Source organism: Streptomyces sp. NPDC012835 (assembly GCF_042900885.1).
Lineage (GTDB): Bacteria > Actinomycetota > Actinomycetes > Streptomycetales > Streptomycetaceae > Streptomyces.
In genome coordinates this window covers 310,110-324,646 of the sequence record NZ_JBIBBW010000006.1, presented here as the reverse complement: position 1 = coordinate 324,646, position 14,537 = coordinate 310,110, and the positions used below count along the sequence as shown (strand labels likewise).

Sequence of the window (14,537 nt, the reverse complement as noted above, 5' to 3'; positions counted from 1 at the left end):
TGGGACCCTAGTAGCACTCGTACTTCTTGGGGTCACCGACCTTGAGCCTGAGATTCAGGTCCGGCAGCCGGAAGGTGCCCGCCGTGGTGGCCCACGCCGTCTGCTTCACCTTCGTCAGCGTGGCCGTCTCGGCCTGCTGCCCGAAGCCGTTCGGGTTGGCCGTCGTCCCCTTCTGAATTCCCGGGGACTTGTTCTGGCCGGCCGCGATACCGATGTCCATCTTCTCGAACACCGCGTCGGCCTCAAGGGACTCGACATCGAGGTAGAGGTTCTCCGCCGTGATGTCCTTGCCCTTGTCACCGGCGTTGAGCACCAGCGTCACGCTTGTGCCGAGCAGTGGCACCGGAGTGACGACGGACTGGCACATGGACGTGATCTCGGCGGTCTTGAAACCGGACACGGCCACGGGGTGGTACGACTTCTTGCCGTCGAGGTCGGTCCCCTCGGCGACACCCCCGTACTGGACGAAATCGTGGCCGACCAGCTTGTCCGCGCTCACCTTGAAACTCTGGCCCGACACACTGAACGACGCCGCCAGTGCCCCCTGCGCGAGAGCCACACCTACCGCCGCCGTCGCGGCCACACTTGGCACCATGACGACGGCGAACCGCTTCCATCTGGTCCCGCCACGAATCTGGGACTCCATGAATGTCCTCCTTCTCGGACGTACATCTCCGGATCGGGTGGAAGCCCGTCCTGGGATGGGAGAAGTGCTACGTCCTCGGGAAGGAGAGCGCCCGTCCCGGAGGCGCTAACCGCGTCCGAAGCACCGGCGATCACCCCCGAGCGACAACCACTGGCCACGCGTTCGCGCAACCTCTGGACAGGCCCTGCCCGTTGTGGCAGGAACCCCCCTGTCCGGACCGGCGGCAGCGCCACCGGACCGCCCGGTGGGGACCCGACTCCGCTGGGCACGGCCGGCTGCCGCGCCGGTACGGAATTGGACCGAGCGTGGCCGATCGTCGTGCATTCACGCCCGTGACACAAGGGGGTTCGTTACTGGCTAGTAACGCCCAGATAACCGATAAACGACCCGGCGGCGCCAATCGGACACACAGGGTGCCTCATACCGGGACGGCACATGCGGCGATTGCCCCCCATAGCGGGACAGGGCAAGGTGGTTGATTTACTGCCAGTAACAGTGGCCGCGTTTATCAAGATTTGGTAAAGCGCGGCCACTGTTGTCGTCCAGTCGCCAAATCCGCGCGGACGCAACGGAGTCGGCCGCACCGGCACCGGCCAGCACGTCAACTGATTTTCAGAAGAGCACCCTGGCGAGCGCCGAACGCGCGCCCGTCACCCGGGGGTCGTCACCACCGATGACCTCGAACAGCTCCAGCAGCCGCACCCGCGCGGCCTCCCGGTCGTCGCCGAACGTCCGGCGCACGACATCGACCAGCCGCCCGAAGGCGTCGTCCACATGACCGCCGACCAGATCGAGGTCGGCGGCGGCGAACTGCGCGGCGAGGTCGGCCGGCCGCTCCGCCGCCTCCTTCCGCACCGCCGCCGGGTCGAGTCCCTGCACCCGCGCGAGCAGTTCGGCCTGGGCGAGGCCGAGCTTGGCCTCCGTGTTGCCGGGGTCCTGGGACAGGACCTCGCCGTACGCGGCGGAGGCGCCCGCGAAGTCGTTGGCGTCCAGCGCCTCCACGGCCGCGGCCAGCAGGGCGTCGTACGGACCGGCCGGTACGGGAGCCTCCTCGACCGCGGCGTCAGCGCCCTCGTCGGCCGCAGCGTCGACCGCGATGCCGGTGAGTCCGAAGCGCTCCTCGCCGACCTGGATCAGCTGGTCGAGGGTCTGCCGGATCTGGGTCTCCGGCGCCGCGCCCTGGAAGAGGGGCAGCGCCTGGCCGGCCACCACCGCGAAGACGGCGGGGATGCCCTGGATACCGAACTGCTGCATCAGCATCTGATTGGCGTCGACATCGATCTTGGCGAGCACGAACCGGCCGGCGTACTCGCGGGCCAGCCGCTCCAGTACGGGGCTCAGCTGCTTGCACGGCTCGCACCACTCGGCCCAGAAGTCGATGACGACCGGGACCTCGGTGGAGAGCTGGAGGACTTCGCGCTCGAAGCCCGCCTCGTCGACGTCGATCACCAGACGGGACGGGGGCACGGCGGCGGTGCCGCCCTGACGGGCCGCCTCGGCCCTGGCCTGCTCGGCCTTCACCTTGGCCTCGCCGGCCGCCTTCACCGCGGCGAGGTCGACGACGCCGCTCATGGACATGTTCCTAGGCTGCATGAGTACATCCTCCCCCCTCCGCGCGTCCTGGAGAAAAGCGGTGGGCGCGCCCCCGGTCGTACGCCGCTTTCGCTACGCGTCGTAGCGTAACCGTCGCGTCCGTCGGCTGTACAGAGCGCCCTCCCCGCGCCCGGGGCCCACCGGGCGTACCGACCGGTATGGTCCGGGCATGCGCAGCGACGGCCGTTCCCGCGACGGCGGCTCCCCCACCGGCGAAAGCCGTCCCCCCGACGGCCCTTCCCACCACGGCCCTTCCGGCGGCGGACCTTCCCGCGACGCGTCCTCCCCCGCCGGCCGTCCCCACGACGAGCGCCCCGGGTCACGCGGCGGCCGCCCCCGCAGCGCCGAGGCCGACTCGGCGATCCTGGAGGCGACCCGCGCCGCGCTCGGCGAACTCGGCTGGTCCAAGCTGACGTTGGGCGACGTGGCGGCGCGGGCGGGCGTCGCCAAGACGACGCTCTACCGGCGGTGGCCGGGCAAGAGCGAGCTGGTGGTGGACGCGGTCGCGGTCCTCTTCGACGAGTTGCGACTGCCCGACAGCGGCAGCCTGTCCGCCGACGTGACGGGCGTGGTGCTCCAGTTCGGCGCGCTGCTGGAACGGCCGGAGGCCAGGACCTCGCTCATGGCGGTGGTCGCGGAGTCCACCCGGGACCGCGCGCTGCGCCGCCGGATCCGCGACTCGATCGTGGCGCGGCAGCGACAGCTGGTGCTGCTGGGCCGGGAGCGGGCGCAGGAGCGCGGTGAACTGCCCCGCGAGCGGGACGCGGCGAGCGCGGACCGTACCGCGGATCTGGTCTTCGACGTGATCGCCGGCGCGGTGGTGCATCGCGCGCTGGTCAGCGCGGAGCCGGTGGACGAGGAGTGGGCCCGCGCGTTCACGGCGCTGCTGCTGGGCGGGCTGGCCGCCGCTTCGGCCCCGCCCGCACCGACCGGCCCCACGCCGCCGCCCGGTACCGCGCCGCCCGCCCCCGGGGCCGGCAGCCGCGCGGGGGACGGCGTCATCGCGCCAGCCGTCCCAGCAGGGACGACGCCGCGGCGATCCCCAGCAGAGCCGCCACCAGCAGGACGCCGAAGTCCAGCAAGAGATGCGACGGGGTGCCGAGAAGCAGCCCGCGCAGCGCGTCGACCTGATAGCTCAGCGGATTGATCTTGCTGACGACCTGGAGCCAGCCGGGCATGATCGCCACGGGATAGAGCGCGTTCGAGGCGAAGAACAGCGGCATGGTGATGGCCTGTCCGATGCCCATCAGCCGGTCGCGGGTGAGCACGATGCCCGCGATCGTCATCGACAGGCAGGAGAAGAAGGCCGAGCCGAGGATCACCGCGACGGCCACGCCGAGCAGCCGCAGCGGGTTCCAGGTCAGCCCCACCCCGAGGGCCGCCGCGATGACGATCACCACCACCGCCTGGATCAGCGCCTTGACCCCGGAGGCGAACGCCTTGCCGCTGATCAGGGCGGCCCTGGGGGTCGGGGTGACCAGCAGTTTGGTCAGAATCCCGGCGTCACGCTCCCAGATGATCATGATGCCGTAGAAGATCGCGATGAACATCGCGGACTGGGCGATGATGCCGGGCGCGAGAAAGTCGATGTACGGGATGCCGCCGGTCGGGATGGCCTTGATCCTGGTGAAGGTCTCACCGAAGATCAGCAGCCACAGCGCGGGCTGCACGGCCCTCGTGTACAGCTCGGTCCGGTCGTGGCGCAGCTTCTGGAGCTCCACCACGCACATCGCCACGACCCGCGCGGGCAGCACCCGCCAGCCCGTGCGGGCTTTCGGCGGTACGAGCAGCAGGTTCGGCCGGCCGGATCCGGCGAACCGGGCGTTCGTGGCGCCGCCCGCCTCAGCCGACCCGGGAGGCCGTCGTGCGGGTGCTCCTGACATCGCGGAAGCCGCCTCCCTCCTCGTCGAGGCCGCTGCCCGCCACGTCCCGGAAGACGTCCTCCAGGGTCGGCGGCGGGTCCTTGTCCCCGGCGGTCCCGGCGGCCACGCGGCGCGCCCCCAGCTCGGTCCGCAACTCGCCGGGGGTGCCGAGGGCGTGGACGCGGCCCCGGTGCATCAGGCCGACCCGGTCGCAGTACTGGTCGGCCTCGTCCATGTAGTGGGTGGTGACCAGGACGGTCATACCGGTGGCCTCCCGTACGGAGTTGATGTGCTCCCACACGCTCGTCCGGGCGATCGGGTCCAGGCCGATGGTCGGCTCGTCCAGCATCAGCAGCCGGGGGGCGCTGACGAGCGCCTGCGCGAGTTCGAGCCGCCGGATCATGCCGCCGGAGTACGTGTTGGCCATCCGGTCGGCGGCGTCGGTCAGATCGACGGCCGCCAGCGCCTGGGCGACGCGCTCGGCGCGCTCGCGGCGCGGTACGTCGAAGACGCGGGCGAACAGCGTGACGTTCTCGCGGCCGGTCAGCGCGGCGTCGGCGGACAGCTGCTGCGGTACGTAGCCGAGCAGGCGGCGGACGGCCATCTTCTCCCTGGCCGCGTCGTGTCCGAAGACCCGCACCATGCCGGCCGGAACGGGCAGCAGTGTGGTGACGCAGCGGATGGCGGTGGTCTTGCCCGCGCCGTTGGGGCCGAGGAGGCCGAAGACCTCGCCGGGGACCACCGTCAGGTCGAGGCCGTCGACCGCCTTGGTGTCTCCGAAGGCGTACGTCAGTCCGCCGCACCTGACCGCGTCGGCGTCCGCGTCGGCGCCCCCTCCCGGATCAGCCGCACCGCCGGTGCCGGCCGGTGCCCGGGTCATGGCCCCTCCCCTTCCTCGCGCAGGTTCCGGGCGAGCCGACGCAGCGCGGGCAGGGCCGCCGCGAGAGCCGCCCTGTCCTCGTCGGTCAGCCTCGCCACCCGCTCCCGTACGAGAGCGGAACGGCGCGCCTCCCAGTCGCTCAGCCGGGACGCGGCGGCCTGCGTCGGCAGGAGCAGGGTGGAGCGCCGGTCGTCCGGATCGCTCTCGCGGCGCAGATAGCCGGCCCGGCTGAGCTGATGGGCCAGGGTGGAGACGGAGTTCCCCGCGAGGTACAGCTCCTTGGCGGCGTCCGACACCCGTATTCCGGGGCGGGCCGCGACCAGCCGCAACAGCTCGACCTGCGCGCCCCGCAGCGGCGGGGTGGCCAGGGTGCCGCGCAGCCGCCGCCGGATGGTGCGCTGGACGCCCGCCAGCGCGGCGGCCAGTGAGTCGGGAAACTCATCTGTGGCCATACGCCCGATTTTATCTCTCAATGAGAGGTTTCAGCGAGGGGAGGCGAACTTCTCGATGGCGGCCGGGGTGACGGGGGTGAAGAAGTTGACGAGATTGCCGTCGGGGTCGCGGAACAGGAGCGAACGGTTGCCCCAGGGCATGGTGGTGGGCTCGTTGACGAAGTCCACGACGAAGCCGCCGAGGTTCCGGTGGACGCTGTCCACGTCCTCGACCAGGAACTCCAGGATGACGCTCTGGTTGGCGCCCGGAAGGGAGGACCCGGGCGCGAACAGCGGGACCGTACGGGTACTGGCGATGGCGAGGGTGCCCGAGGCGGTGCGCAGTTCGGCGAAGTCCTCGGTGACGCGGTCGGCCCGCAGGCCGGTGGCGCGCTCGTAGAAGTCGACGAGGCGGTCGACATCGTCGGTGATGACGCGGATCGAGACGAAGTCCATGGGGGATCTCTCCAGTCGGTCGGTCGGTGCTCTGTGCCTGCGTCCACACGCTACGGCGGATACCGGACATGATCCGCCCGGTATCCACGGCAGACTTGGAGGTATGTCCCGACCCGCCCGACCCATCGCCCGGGTGCTCGCCCTGCTGGAGCTGCTCCAGTCCGGCGGCACCAGGACCGTGGCCGACCTCGCCGGCCGGCTCGGCGTCGACGAGCGCACGGTGCGCCGGTACGTCGGCCATCTCCTCGACCTCGACGTGCCCGTCGAGTCGGTGCGCGGCCGCTACGGCGGCTACCGGCTCGCCCCCGGCTTCCGTATGCCCCCGCTCATGCTCAGCGACGACGAGGCGCTCGCCGTGCTGCTCGGCCTGGTCGCGGGCCGGCGGGCCGGCCTGATGACGGCCACGGGCACGGCGAGCGGGACGGCGGCGGCGAAGATCCGGCGGGTGCTGCCCGAACGGCTCGGCGGCAGGCTCGACGCCGTGCTCGGCTCCCTCGCCTTCACCGCTCCGCCGCAGGAGGCGGCGGCCCCGGAGACGGCGGTCCTGCTCGCCATCGCCGACGCGGTGCGCCATCAGCGGCCGCTCTCGATCCGGTACACGTCCGCCGACGGCCGGAGCGGCGAACGCGCGCTGCGTCCGTACGGGCTGGTCGCCCATGCGGGCAGGTGGTACGTGACGGGTCAGGATTCCGCGAGCGGCGAGGACCGGACGTTCCGGCTGGACCGTATCGCCGACGCGAGGATCCTGCCCGGTTCGTTCGAACCGCCCGCCGATGTCGATCCGGTGGAGCGCGTCCTGACGGGGCTCGCCACGGCTCCGTACCGGTACGAGGTCACGCTGCGCGTCCAGGGGACGGCCGCGCAGATCCGCACCCGGCTTCCCGCGAGCGTCGCGCTCGTGGAGGAGGAAGCGGCGGAGACGGGGGCCGGGGAGGCGGCGCCGCCGTCCACGAGCGGCACGGCCCGGGGCACTGGGCCGTGGTCGCGCGTCGAGCTGCGGGTGGAGCGGCTCGACTGGCTGCCGGGCGTGCTCGCCTCGCTGGACCGGCCGTTCGTCATCGAGCGACCGGACGAGCTGCGCGGCCTGGTCGCGGCGCTCGCCGCCCGGCTCGCGCGCTCGGCACGGGCGGGCGGGGCCGGTGGGGGCGGGGAGTGACCGTCCGGGCGGACGGCGCTCCTTCGAGGACAGGCCCTAGAAGCCGGGCGGCTCCGTGTACGTCCCCCATTCCTCCCGCAGCGCGTCGCAGATCTCGCCGAGCGTCGCCTCGGCCCGTACCGCCTCCAGCATGGGGCCGATCATGTTCGAGCCGTCGCGGGCGGCCGTCAGCATCGCCGCGAGGGAGCGCCGGACGCGGGCGTCGTCGCGGGCGTCCCTGCGCCCACCGAGCGCCCGCACCTGATCGCGCTCCACCTCGTGGCTGACCCGCAGGATCTCCAGATCGCCGGTGACCGAGCCGTGGTGCGCGTTGACCCCGACGACCCTCTTGTCGCCCTTCTCCAGCGCGCGCTGGTACTGGAACGCCGACTCGGCGATCTCGCCGGTGAACCAGCCGTCCTCGATCCCGCGCAGAATCCCGGAGGTGAGGGGGCCGATCGGGTGCAGCCCGTCCGGGTGGGCCCGCATCCCCCGTTCCCTGATCTGCTCGAAGATTTTCTCGGCGTCGGCCTCGATCCGGTCGGTGAGCTGCTCGACGTACCAGGAACCGCCGAGCGGGTCGGCGACATTGGCGACGCCGGTCTCCTCCATCAGCACCTGCTGGGTGCGCAGCGCGATCTCGGCGGCCTGTTCGCTGGGCAGGGCGAGGGTCTCGTCCAGGGCGTTGGTGTGCAGCGAGTTCGTACCGCCCAGGACGGCCGACAGCGCCTCCACCGCCGTCCTGACGACGTTGTTGTACGGCTGCTGGGCGGTGAGCGAGACACCTGCGGTCTGGGTGTGGAAGCGCAGCCACTGGGCCTTGTCGCTCCGCGCCCCGTACACGTCGCGCATCCAGCGCGCCCAGATCCGCCGGGCCGCGCGGAACTTGGCGATCTCCTCGAAGAAGTCGAGGTGCGCGTCGAAGAAGAAGGAGAGGCCGGACGCGAAGACGTCGACGTTCATCCCCCGGCTGAGGCCCAGCTCCACGTAGCCGAAGCCGTCCGCGAGGGTGTACGCCAGCTCCTGCGCGGCCGTCGAGCCGGCCTCGCGGATGTGGTAGCCGGAGACCGAGAGGGGTTTGTACGCGGGGATGGCGACGGCGCAGTGTTCCATCAGGTCGCCGATCAGCCGCAGATGGGGCTCGGGCTGGAACAGCCACTCCTTCTGCGCGATGTACTCCTTGAAGATGTCGGTCTGGAGCGTGCCGTTGAGCACGGCGGGGTCGACGCCCTGGCGCTCCGCGGCGACGAGGTACATGCAGAAGACGGGCACCGCAGGGCCGCTGATCGTCATGGAGGTGGTGACGTCCCCGAGCGGGATGCCGTCGAAGAGGACCTCCATGTCGGCCGCCGAGTCGATGGCGACCCCGCAGTGGCCGACCTCGCCGAGCGCGCGGGGGTCGTCGGAGTCACGGCCCATGAGCGTGGGCATGTCGAAGGCGACGGAGAGCCCGCCGCCGCCGTTGGCCAGGATCGTCTTGTAGCGCTCGTTGGTCTGCCGCGCGTTGCCGAAGCCGGCGAACTGGCGGATGGTCCAGGTCCTGCCCCGGTAGCCGGTCGGGTGGAGTCCCCGGGTGAACGGGTACTCGCCGGGCCAGCCGATCCGCTCGAATCCCTCGTACGTGTCACCGGGCCGGGGCCCGTAGACCGGCTCCACCGGGTCGCCGGAGAGCGTGCTGAAGTCCGCGTCGCGCTTGCGGGCCTTGTCGTAGCGGGCCTGCCAGCGCCGGCGGCCTTCCTCGATCGCGTCAGCGTTCATACCTTCAAATTTACTAGGACGTCCAAGTAAATGTCGATGGAGAACCGCCCGCACATCGTGCGGGCCGGGGGGAGGCGCGCCTAGGCGGTTTCGTCTGGATCAGTCGGCCGTTGGTCTGGGTGCGCCGTTGACTGACGCGCGGTGGCGCGAATCGAGCCGCTGCTTCCGGACCGGATGCCGAAGCGGGGTGGCCGCCGGCGCGATCACCGTGAGGTGATCGACGCGATTGCCCACAAGTTCCCAACCGGTACCCCGTGGGGTGGGTGCGTCCGCCGGAGAAGTACGGCAACTGGCGAGGCGTCTGCAACCGGCCGCGGATGTGGGCCGTCGACGGCACCTGGGAGCGCGTGTTCAACGCCCTGGCAGCCCAGGCCGACGCGGACGAGGGCCTGGCCTGGGCCGTGTCGGTGGACTCCACCACGGTGCGGCATCAACCGCTTGAGGCAGTGGCGCGACAGCGCCACCCGCTACGAGAGGACCGCCAGCATCTATCTGGCCGGCCTCCACATCGCGGGCACCTTCCTCTGGTCCGCCCGACAGCGCGGTCTCGGTTGGTGACCTGTGTGTTGTTCAGTGGCCGATGCCGTCCAGTTCGGCCACATCCTCGTCCGAGAGGGAGAGACCGGCGCCTGCGATGTTCTCGCGCAGGTGGGCGGTGGACGAAGTACCGGGGATGAGCAGGATGTTCGGCGAGCGCTGGATCAGCCAGGCCAGCGCGACCGACATGGGCGTCGCCCCCAGTCGGTTCGCGACCTGTGAGAGGGCCTCGGACTGTAGCGGCGTGAAGCCTCCCAGCGGGAAGAACGGCACGTAGGCGATGCCATCGGCGGCGAGATGGTCTACGAGGTCGTCGTCGTGGCGGTGGGCGAGGTTGTACATGTTCTGCACGCACACGATCGGGGCGATGCCGCGCGCCTCAGCGACCTGCTCTCCGGTGACATTGCTGACGCCGAGGTGGCGGATCAGTCCCTCTTGCTGGAGGTCGACGAGCGTCTCGAATGCTTCGGCGATCGAGCCGGCCTGCGTGCCCTGAGCGTTGCCCATGCGCATGTTGACCAGGTCGAGGGTGTCGACGCCGAGGGATCCGAGGTTTTCATGGACCTGCTTGCGCAGGTCTTCGGGGCGCCGGGCCGTGGGCCAGCCGCCCTGCGCGTCGCGGGTCGCACCCACTTTGGTGGCGATGAACAGCGGCTCCGGGTAGGGGTGCAGCGCTGCACGGATCAGCTCATTCGTGAAGCGCGGTCCGTAGGCGTCGCTGGTGGTCCCTGTCACCGTCACCTATGAGCTGACCGACCTCGGCCTCTCACTCCACCACCTGACACGCGGGCTCAGGCAGTGGGCCCAGACCCACATGGATCAAGTCCTCGCCCATCGCGAGAGCCACGACGCACGAGCTTCCTAGCGTGGCGGCGTTCTCCGTCTCTGCTACCGGCTGGGATCGGTCTGACCATGAGGGTGGTGCAGCGGACGCGGGTCAAGCGCGGATCGCTGCCACCACCGGACCTATGACCGGAAGAACGAGCGGATGATCCGAACGAAGCAGCCTACGCCTCGGCGGTCGCGGGCTCACGGTCCGTGAGCAGCGGCCGGACCTCGCGCGTGATCTTCGGCTCGACGAAGAACGACGCGGCCGGGATGCAGCCGGCGGCCAGCACCCAGAGGAGCTTGCCGAAGGGCCACTTCGCCTTGGAGCCCAGATCGAAGGCGAAGACGACGTAGACAATGAACAGCACGCCGTGGATCTGGGAGATCAGCATCGTGTCGCCGGTGTCGAACCCGTACTTCATGACGATCGCGACGGTGAAGACCAGCAGCCAGACGGCGGTGATGTACGCCATCACCCGGTAGCGCGACAGCACATTTGACTTCATGGAACGAGCCTAACCGGGCGCATCGGGAGATCTTCGCGCGCCCCCGCGTGCGCCCCGGGCGCACGCCCCGCCGGTCCGCCGCCCCCCGTACTACTCTTCGAAGTCCCGCGCCGCGACGCGCAGCGGTCGCAGCATCGCGAAGATCTCCGCGCACTCCTCGGCGTCGTACGCGCCCAGGCCGAAGTCCATCTCCATCAGGTCCTCGGTGGCCGCCTCCACCACTTCCCGCCCCTTGTCCGTGATGGAGGCGAGGGTGCCCCGGCCGTCGGCGGGGTTGGGGCGCTTGTCGACCAGACCGGAGGTGACGAGCCGGTCCACCGTGTTGGTGACCGAGGTCGGGTGGACCATCAGCCGCTCACCGATCTTCGACATCGGCAGCTCGCCCGCCTGGGAGAAGGTGAGCAGCACCAGCGCCTCGTACCGGGCGAAGGTCAGTCCGTACGGTTTGACCACCGCGTCCACCCCGGCGAGCAGGATCTGATGGGCGCGCATGATCGAGGTGATCGCGCCCATGGAGGGGACGGGGCCCCAGCGCTGCTTCCAGAGTTCGTCGGCGCGGGCGATGGGGTCGAAGGGGAGACCGAGCGGCTTTGACACGCCGTCGACCTTACCCATTGGCCCCAGGGCGTTCAGCCCCGTCTCGCACTTCGGTCCGGCGCCCGGCGGAGGCCGGGTCCGGCGCCCCGGTCCTACGCCCCGATCCGACCGCCGCGTGGCGACGGACGGCGTTCCCTCGGTGTCGCAACCGGACACCGGCCGTTCGTTATGTCACGCTGTGCCGGTCTTGCGATTCCCCAGTCGGCTTCCGAGGGGACTGGATGTGTCCGGCAGCAGATCTCTCCGCGCGTACCGAAACGCCGTCGTCGCCCTTCTCGGGCTGGCCGTGACCGGCTGCTCGGCCTTCTCGTCCGGCCCGTCGTCCTCCTCCGCGTCCGCCCCCGGGCAGACCGGCCCCGCGTCGGTCCTGGGCGAGGCGGCCCCCTCCGTCGCGTCACCCTTCTGGGTCGATCCGGACAGCGACGCGGCGCGGCAGGTCAGGACGTGGGAGAAGCAGGGGCGCGCGGACGACGCCAAAATCCTCAAACGTATCTCGGAACGCGCGGTGGCCGAGTGGCCGGCCGGCGACAACCCCGAACCGCAGATCCGCAGGACCGTACGGGGAGCGAAGGCCGACAAGCGCACCGCGGTCCTCGTCGCGTACAACATCCCGCACCGCGACTGCGGCCTCTACTCCGCCGGCGGCGCCCACGACGGTGACGCCTACCGCTCCTGGATCGGCGCCTTCGCCGACGCGATCGGCGACGCCGACGCCATCGTGATCCTGGAGCCGGACGCCGTACCCCACCTCGCGGACGGCTGCACCCCGGAACAGCACCAGGGCGAGCGGTACGAGCTGCTCTCCGAGGCCATCGGCACGCTCAAGCGCAAGCCGCACACCCGCGTCTACCTGGACGCGGGCAACCCGGCCTGGGTCACCGACCCCGGCAAGCTCGCCGACACACTCCGGCGCGCCGGGGTCGAGGCGGCCGACGGCTTCTCCCTCAACGTGTCCAACTTCCAGACCGACGACGCGGTCAAGACGTACGGCACCCGGCTCTCCGGCCTGCTGGGCGACGCCCACTTCACGGTGGACACCAGCAGGAACGGCGCGGGCCCCCTGTCCGGCGACCGCGACCAGGCGTGGTGCAACCCGCCGGGCCGGGCCCTGGGCACCCCGCCCACCACCAACACCGGCAACGAACTCCTCGACGCCTTCCTCTGGATCAAACGCCCCGGCGACTCCGACGGCCCCTGCCGGGGCGGCCCGGCCGCCGGGACCTGGTGGCCGGAGTACGCGGTCGGGCTGGCCCGCCGGGCGAAGGGCTGACCCTCCGCCGGGCGGGGCGCCTCCCGGTCGCCCGCGTGTCCTAGTCCACCCGCACCCACTTCGCCTCCGACGGCACCCCCTCCTTGTCGGTCGCGAAGAGCATGTACCAGCCGGGCGGGACCACGGCCCGGTCGTTCGGGGCCTCGACGGTCACCGCGTTCTTCGACTTGCTGAGCTTGAGCTCCACGGAGCGCTGCTCCACGTCCGTCGTATGGGTGACGGCGCTCGGACGCATCAGGCGGGCCTTGGCGATGCGGTCGGGGTGGGGGACGCGGAAGGTGGCGCGGCCCTTGGCGTCGAGTCTGCCGGGGCCCGTGCCGAGGGACGGCCGGTTCTCCTTCTTCCCCTTGTCGCCCTGGAGGTAGGGCGGCGTGTAGATCTCCACGCGCTGTTCGAAAGTGCCGAGTTTGGTGTTGTCGGCGTCGTTGAACAGCGGGTCGGAGCCGAAGGTGACGACCCGGCCGTCGGGGAGCAGCAGCGCCTCCGAGTGGTAGTTGCGGCCGACCGTGGGGTCGGCCGCCGGGCGGAACGAGTTGGTCGCGGGCTCGTAGAACTGCGCCTTCAGGATGTCGCTGGCGCTGCGGCCCCGGTAGTCGGAGGAGCCGCCGGTGGTGAAGACCGTGTCGTCGGGCAGCAGCACGCTGCTCAGATAGCGGGTGCCCTGCGGCAGTCTCGGCCCTTCGCGGAAGGCCGGGCTGTCCTTGTTCAGGTCGACGATGGCGGTGCGCGCGGTGGCCTTGGAGGACTCGCCGACGCCGCCGCCGCCCAGCAGCATCACGCGCTGGTCCTGGACCGGGGGGAGCATCAGGGAGGCGGAGGTCTCCGTCTGGTCGGCGTCGGTGAGGCCGTCGACCTTGGTGAAGGTGTTGTTCTTCAGGTCCCACAGTCCCGGCTGCCGGCCCTTGTCGGCGGGTCCGTACCCGGCGTTGGAGCCCGAGTAGAAGAGTTTGCCGCCCTTGGTGAGGAAGAGCGCGGGGTAGGTGGGGAAGTAGCGGGTGGGGCCCTGGGACCACTTCTTGGTCTTCGGGTCGTACAGCTCGTTGTCCCCGGTGACCACGGCGCCGACGTCGTCGAGGCCGGAGACGGCGAGGACCTTGCCGTCGTCCAGGGTGACCAGGGTGGGGTACCAGCGGGCCTCCTTCATCGGGTCGACGCGGACGTACTTCTCGGTCGCCGGGTCGAACTCGTAGGCCGACTTGATGCCCTGGAAGTCCTGCTTCTCGGTGGTGAGCTTCTGCGCGAGGCCGTAGAGGTTGTCCGCGTCCTTGCCCTTCAGCCCGAGGATCTCGTACTGCGCGGCCTGGGTGGTCAGCGCCTGTGGGCCCTTGTCGACCGCCTCCACGAAGACGCGGGCCTCCCCCGCGGTGACCTTGGTCCGCCAGGGGAGCATCCGGCCGCTCTTGCCGTAGCCGACCTTGAACTGCTTCTTCGCCCGGGGGACGGTGACGTCGGAGGTGCTGACGTACTCGACACCCGACGGGGAGCGGAAGCGGGTGCCCTTCTTGAACGTGTGGGCCCGGTCCGGGTTCTCGTTCTTGACGCGCATCCCGCCGCCCGCCCGGCTGACCTCGCCGTCGAGGACCTCGTAGCGCGCGGTGCCGCCCGCCACCAGCAGCCGGCCGTCGGGGAGCTGGGAGTGGCCGGCGCAGAAGAAGTCCTCGGGGGTGGGGATCTTCTTGAAGGAGTCGTCGGCCGGGTTCCAGAGGATGGTGTCGAAGGAGCCCTCGTCGAACTTCTTCTGGTTGTTGCCCGACCCGGCGATGATCAGCACCTTGCCGCTGTGCAGCAGGGCCGCGTGGATCGCGTTCGTGCGGTACTGCTTGGGGACGTCGAGCATGGCCCACGAGCCGTACTGCCGCTTGTAGCCGGGCTGGGCGATCTTGTAGGCGTGGTACTTCTCGGCGGCGAAGGAGTAGGCCGCGGGGGCGTTGAGGCCGACGAGCACCAGCACCGCCCCGCCGCCCAGCAGCGTTTTCCTGAACTTGTCGGACGGCCTGTACCGCGACTTCCCGCCCTTCCGGTGGCGCTGGGACATGGT

Annotated in this window: 13 protein-coding genes and 2 pseudogenes; 4 read left to right on the top strand and 11 right to left on the bottom strand. The window is 70.8% G+C overall.

From position 1 onward, the window contains the following. Window positions 1–7: 7 nt before the first annotated feature. The gene (locus ACFY6S_RS24980; protein WP_388814879.1) at window positions 8–646 is read right to left on the bottom strand and encodes a DUF6230 family protein; all 639 of its coding nucleotides are present in this window, start codon (window positions 644–646) and stop codon (window positions 8–10) included. Window positions 647–1,258: 612 nt separating this feature from the next. Next, the gene (locus tag ACFY6S_RS24975) at window positions 1,259–2,239 is read right to left on the bottom strand and encodes a tetratricopeptide repeat protein (RefSeq protein ID WP_388814881.1); all 981 of its coding nucleotides are present in this window, start codon (window positions 2,237–2,239) and stop codon (window positions 1,259–1,261) included. Window positions 2,240–2,600: 361 nt separating this feature from the next. Here ACFY6S_RS24975 and ACFY6S_RS24970 point away from each other — a divergent pair. Further along, window positions 2,601–3,158: pseudogene (locus ACFY6S_RS24970) on the top strand (TetR/AcrR family transcriptional regulator); the annotation flags it as partial. A gap of 79 nt (window positions 3,159–3,237) precedes the next feature. Here ACFY6S_RS24970 and ACFY6S_RS24965 read toward each other — a convergent pair. The 4 genes from ACFY6S_RS24965 to ACFY6S_RS24950 are packed head-to-tail and all read right to left on the bottom strand — an operon-like array spanning window position 3,238 to window position 5,868. Continuing rightward, entirely contained in the window at window positions 3,238–4,122 is an 885-nt protein-coding gene (locus ACFY6S_RS24965) for an ABC transporter permease (protein WP_388814883.1), read from the bottom strand. Then, window positions 4,082–4,981, bottom strand: coding sequence for an ATP-binding cassette domain-containing protein (locus ACFY6S_RS24960; RefSeq protein WP_388814885.1), 900 nt, complete (start codon window positions 4,979–4,981; stop codon window positions 4,082–4,084). Before ACFY6S_RS24960 ends, ACFY6S_RS24965 begins: the two co-directional genes overlap by 41 nt. After that, window positions 4,978–5,433, bottom strand: coding sequence for a MarR family winged helix-turn-helix transcriptional regulator (locus ACFY6S_RS24955; RefSeq protein WP_388814887.1), 456 nt, complete (start codon window positions 5,431–5,433; stop codon window positions 4,978–4,980). The genes ACFY6S_RS24960 and ACFY6S_RS24955 overlap by 4 nt, the downstream gene beginning before the upstream one ends. A 30-nt stretch (window positions 5,434–5,463) precedes the next feature. Beyond that, window positions 5,464–5,868, bottom strand: a complete 405-nt coding sequence (locus ACFY6S_RS24950) for a VOC family protein (RefSeq protein WP_388814889.1) — start codon at window positions 5,866–5,868, stop codon at window positions 5,464–5,466. Window positions 5,869–5,971: 103 nt separating this feature from the next. On the opposite strand from ACFY6S_RS24950, the gene ACFY6S_RS24945 reads away from it, so the two are divergent. After that, complete coding sequence (locus ACFY6S_RS24945; RefSeq protein WP_388814891.1) at window positions 5,972–7,024, top strand: helix-turn-helix transcriptional regulator; 1,053 nt, start codon at window positions 5,972–5,974, stop codon at window positions 7,022–7,024. Between the two features lie 36 nt (window positions 7,025–7,060). Here ACFY6S_RS24945 and ACFY6S_RS24940 read toward each other — a convergent pair whose 3' ends face one another. Beyond that, window positions 7,061–8,761: a methylmalonyl-CoA mutase gene (locus tag ACFY6S_RS24940; RefSeq protein ID WP_388814893.1), complete on the bottom strand. Its 1,701-nt coding sequence runs from the start codon at window positions 8,759–8,761 to the stop codon at window positions 7,061–7,063. Window positions 8,762–9,331: 570 nt separating this feature from the next. Continuing rightward, the gene (locus tag ACFY6S_RS24935; RefSeq protein WP_388814895.1) at window positions 9,332–10,033 is read right to left on the bottom strand and encodes an oxidoreductase; all 702 of its coding nucleotides are present in this window, start codon (window positions 10,031–10,033) and stop codon (window positions 9,332–9,334) included. Between ACFY6S_RS24935 and ACFY6S_RS24930 the strand changes: the two are divergent. Beyond that, window positions 10,023–10,163: pseudogene (locus tag ACFY6S_RS24930) on the top strand (transcriptional regulator); the annotation flags it as partial. The gene ACFY6S_RS24935 and the pseudogene ACFY6S_RS24930 overlap by 11 nt on opposite strands. Window positions 10,164–10,305: 142 nt before the next feature. Here ACFY6S_RS24930 and ACFY6S_RS24925 read toward each other — a convergent pair. Together ACFY6S_RS24925 and ACFY6S_RS24920 are read right to left on the bottom strand one after the other, a co-directional pair. Further along, complete coding sequence (locus tag ACFY6S_RS24925; protein WP_388814896.1) at window positions 10,306–10,632, bottom strand: DUF3817 domain-containing protein; 327 nt, start codon at window positions 10,630–10,632, stop codon at window positions 10,306–10,308. A 90-nt stretch (window positions 10,633–10,722) separates the two neighbouring features. After that, the gene (locus ACFY6S_RS24920) at window positions 10,723–11,229 is read right to left on the bottom strand and encodes a MarR family winged helix-turn-helix transcriptional regulator (RefSeq protein WP_388814898.1); all 507 of its coding nucleotides are present in this window, start codon (window positions 11,227–11,229) and stop codon (window positions 10,723–10,725) included. 223 nt (window positions 11,230–11,452) lie between these two features. Here ACFY6S_RS24920 and ACFY6S_RS24915 point away from each other — a divergent pair, with 223 nt between their 5' ends. Next, the gene (locus ACFY6S_RS24915; RefSeq protein WP_388814900.1) at window positions 11,453–12,499 is read left to right on the top strand and encodes a glycoside hydrolase family 6 protein; all 1,047 of its coding nucleotides are present in this window, start codon (window positions 11,453–11,455) and stop codon (window positions 12,497–12,499) included. 40 nt (window positions 12,500–12,539) lie between these two features. Here the strand turns inward: ACFY6S_RS24915 and ACFY6S_RS24910 are convergent, their stop codons facing one another. Then, window positions 12,540–14,534 carry a galactose oxidase-like domain-containing protein gene (locus ACFY6S_RS24910; protein WP_388814902.1) on the bottom strand — a complete coding sequence of 665 codons (1,995 nt, stop codon included), beginning with the start codon at window positions 14,532–14,534 and terminating at the stop codon, window positions 12,540–12,542. Between the last annotated feature and the right edge of the window lie 3 nt (window positions 14,535–14,537).

Coding starts and splice junctions, on each gene's coding strand:
- ACFY6S_RS24980 (WP_388814879.1), bottom strand. CDS start 646: ATGGAGTCCCAGATTCGTGGCGGGACCAGATGGAAGCGGTTCGCCGTC.
- ACFY6S_RS24975 (WP_388814881.1), bottom strand. CDS start 2,239: ATGCAGCCTAGGAACATGTCCATGAGCGGCGTCGTCGACCTCGCCGCG.
- ACFY6S_RS24965 (WP_388814883.1), bottom strand. CDS start 4,122: ATGTCAGGAGCACCCGCACGACGGCCTCCCGGGTCGGCTGAGGCGGGC.
- ACFY6S_RS24960 (WP_388814885.1), bottom strand. CDS start 4,981: ATGACCCGGGCACCGGCCGGCACCGGCGGTGCGGCTGATCCGGGAGGG.
- ACFY6S_RS24955 (WP_388814887.1), bottom strand. CDS start 5,433: ATGGCCACAGATGAGTTTCCCGACTCACTGGCCGCCGCGCTGGCGGGC.
- ACFY6S_RS24950 (WP_388814889.1), bottom strand. CDS start 5,868: ATGGACTTCGTCTCGATCCGCGTCATCACCGACGATGTCGACCGCCTC.
- ACFY6S_RS24945 (WP_388814891.1), top strand. CDS start 5,972: ATGTCCCGACCCGCCCGACCCATCGCCCGGGTGCTCGCCCTGCTGGAG.
- ACFY6S_RS24940 (WP_388814893.1), bottom strand. CDS start 8,761: ATGAACGCTGACGCGATCGAGGAAGGCCGCCGGCGCTGGCAGGCCCGC.
- ACFY6S_RS24925 (WP_388814896.1), bottom strand. CDS start 10,632: ATGAAGTCAAATGTGCTGTCGCGCTACCGGGTGATGGCGTACATCACC.
- ACFY6S_RS24910 (WP_388814902.1), bottom strand. CDS start 14,534: ATGTCCCAGCGCCACCGGAAGGGCGGGAAGTCGCGGTACAGGCCGTCC.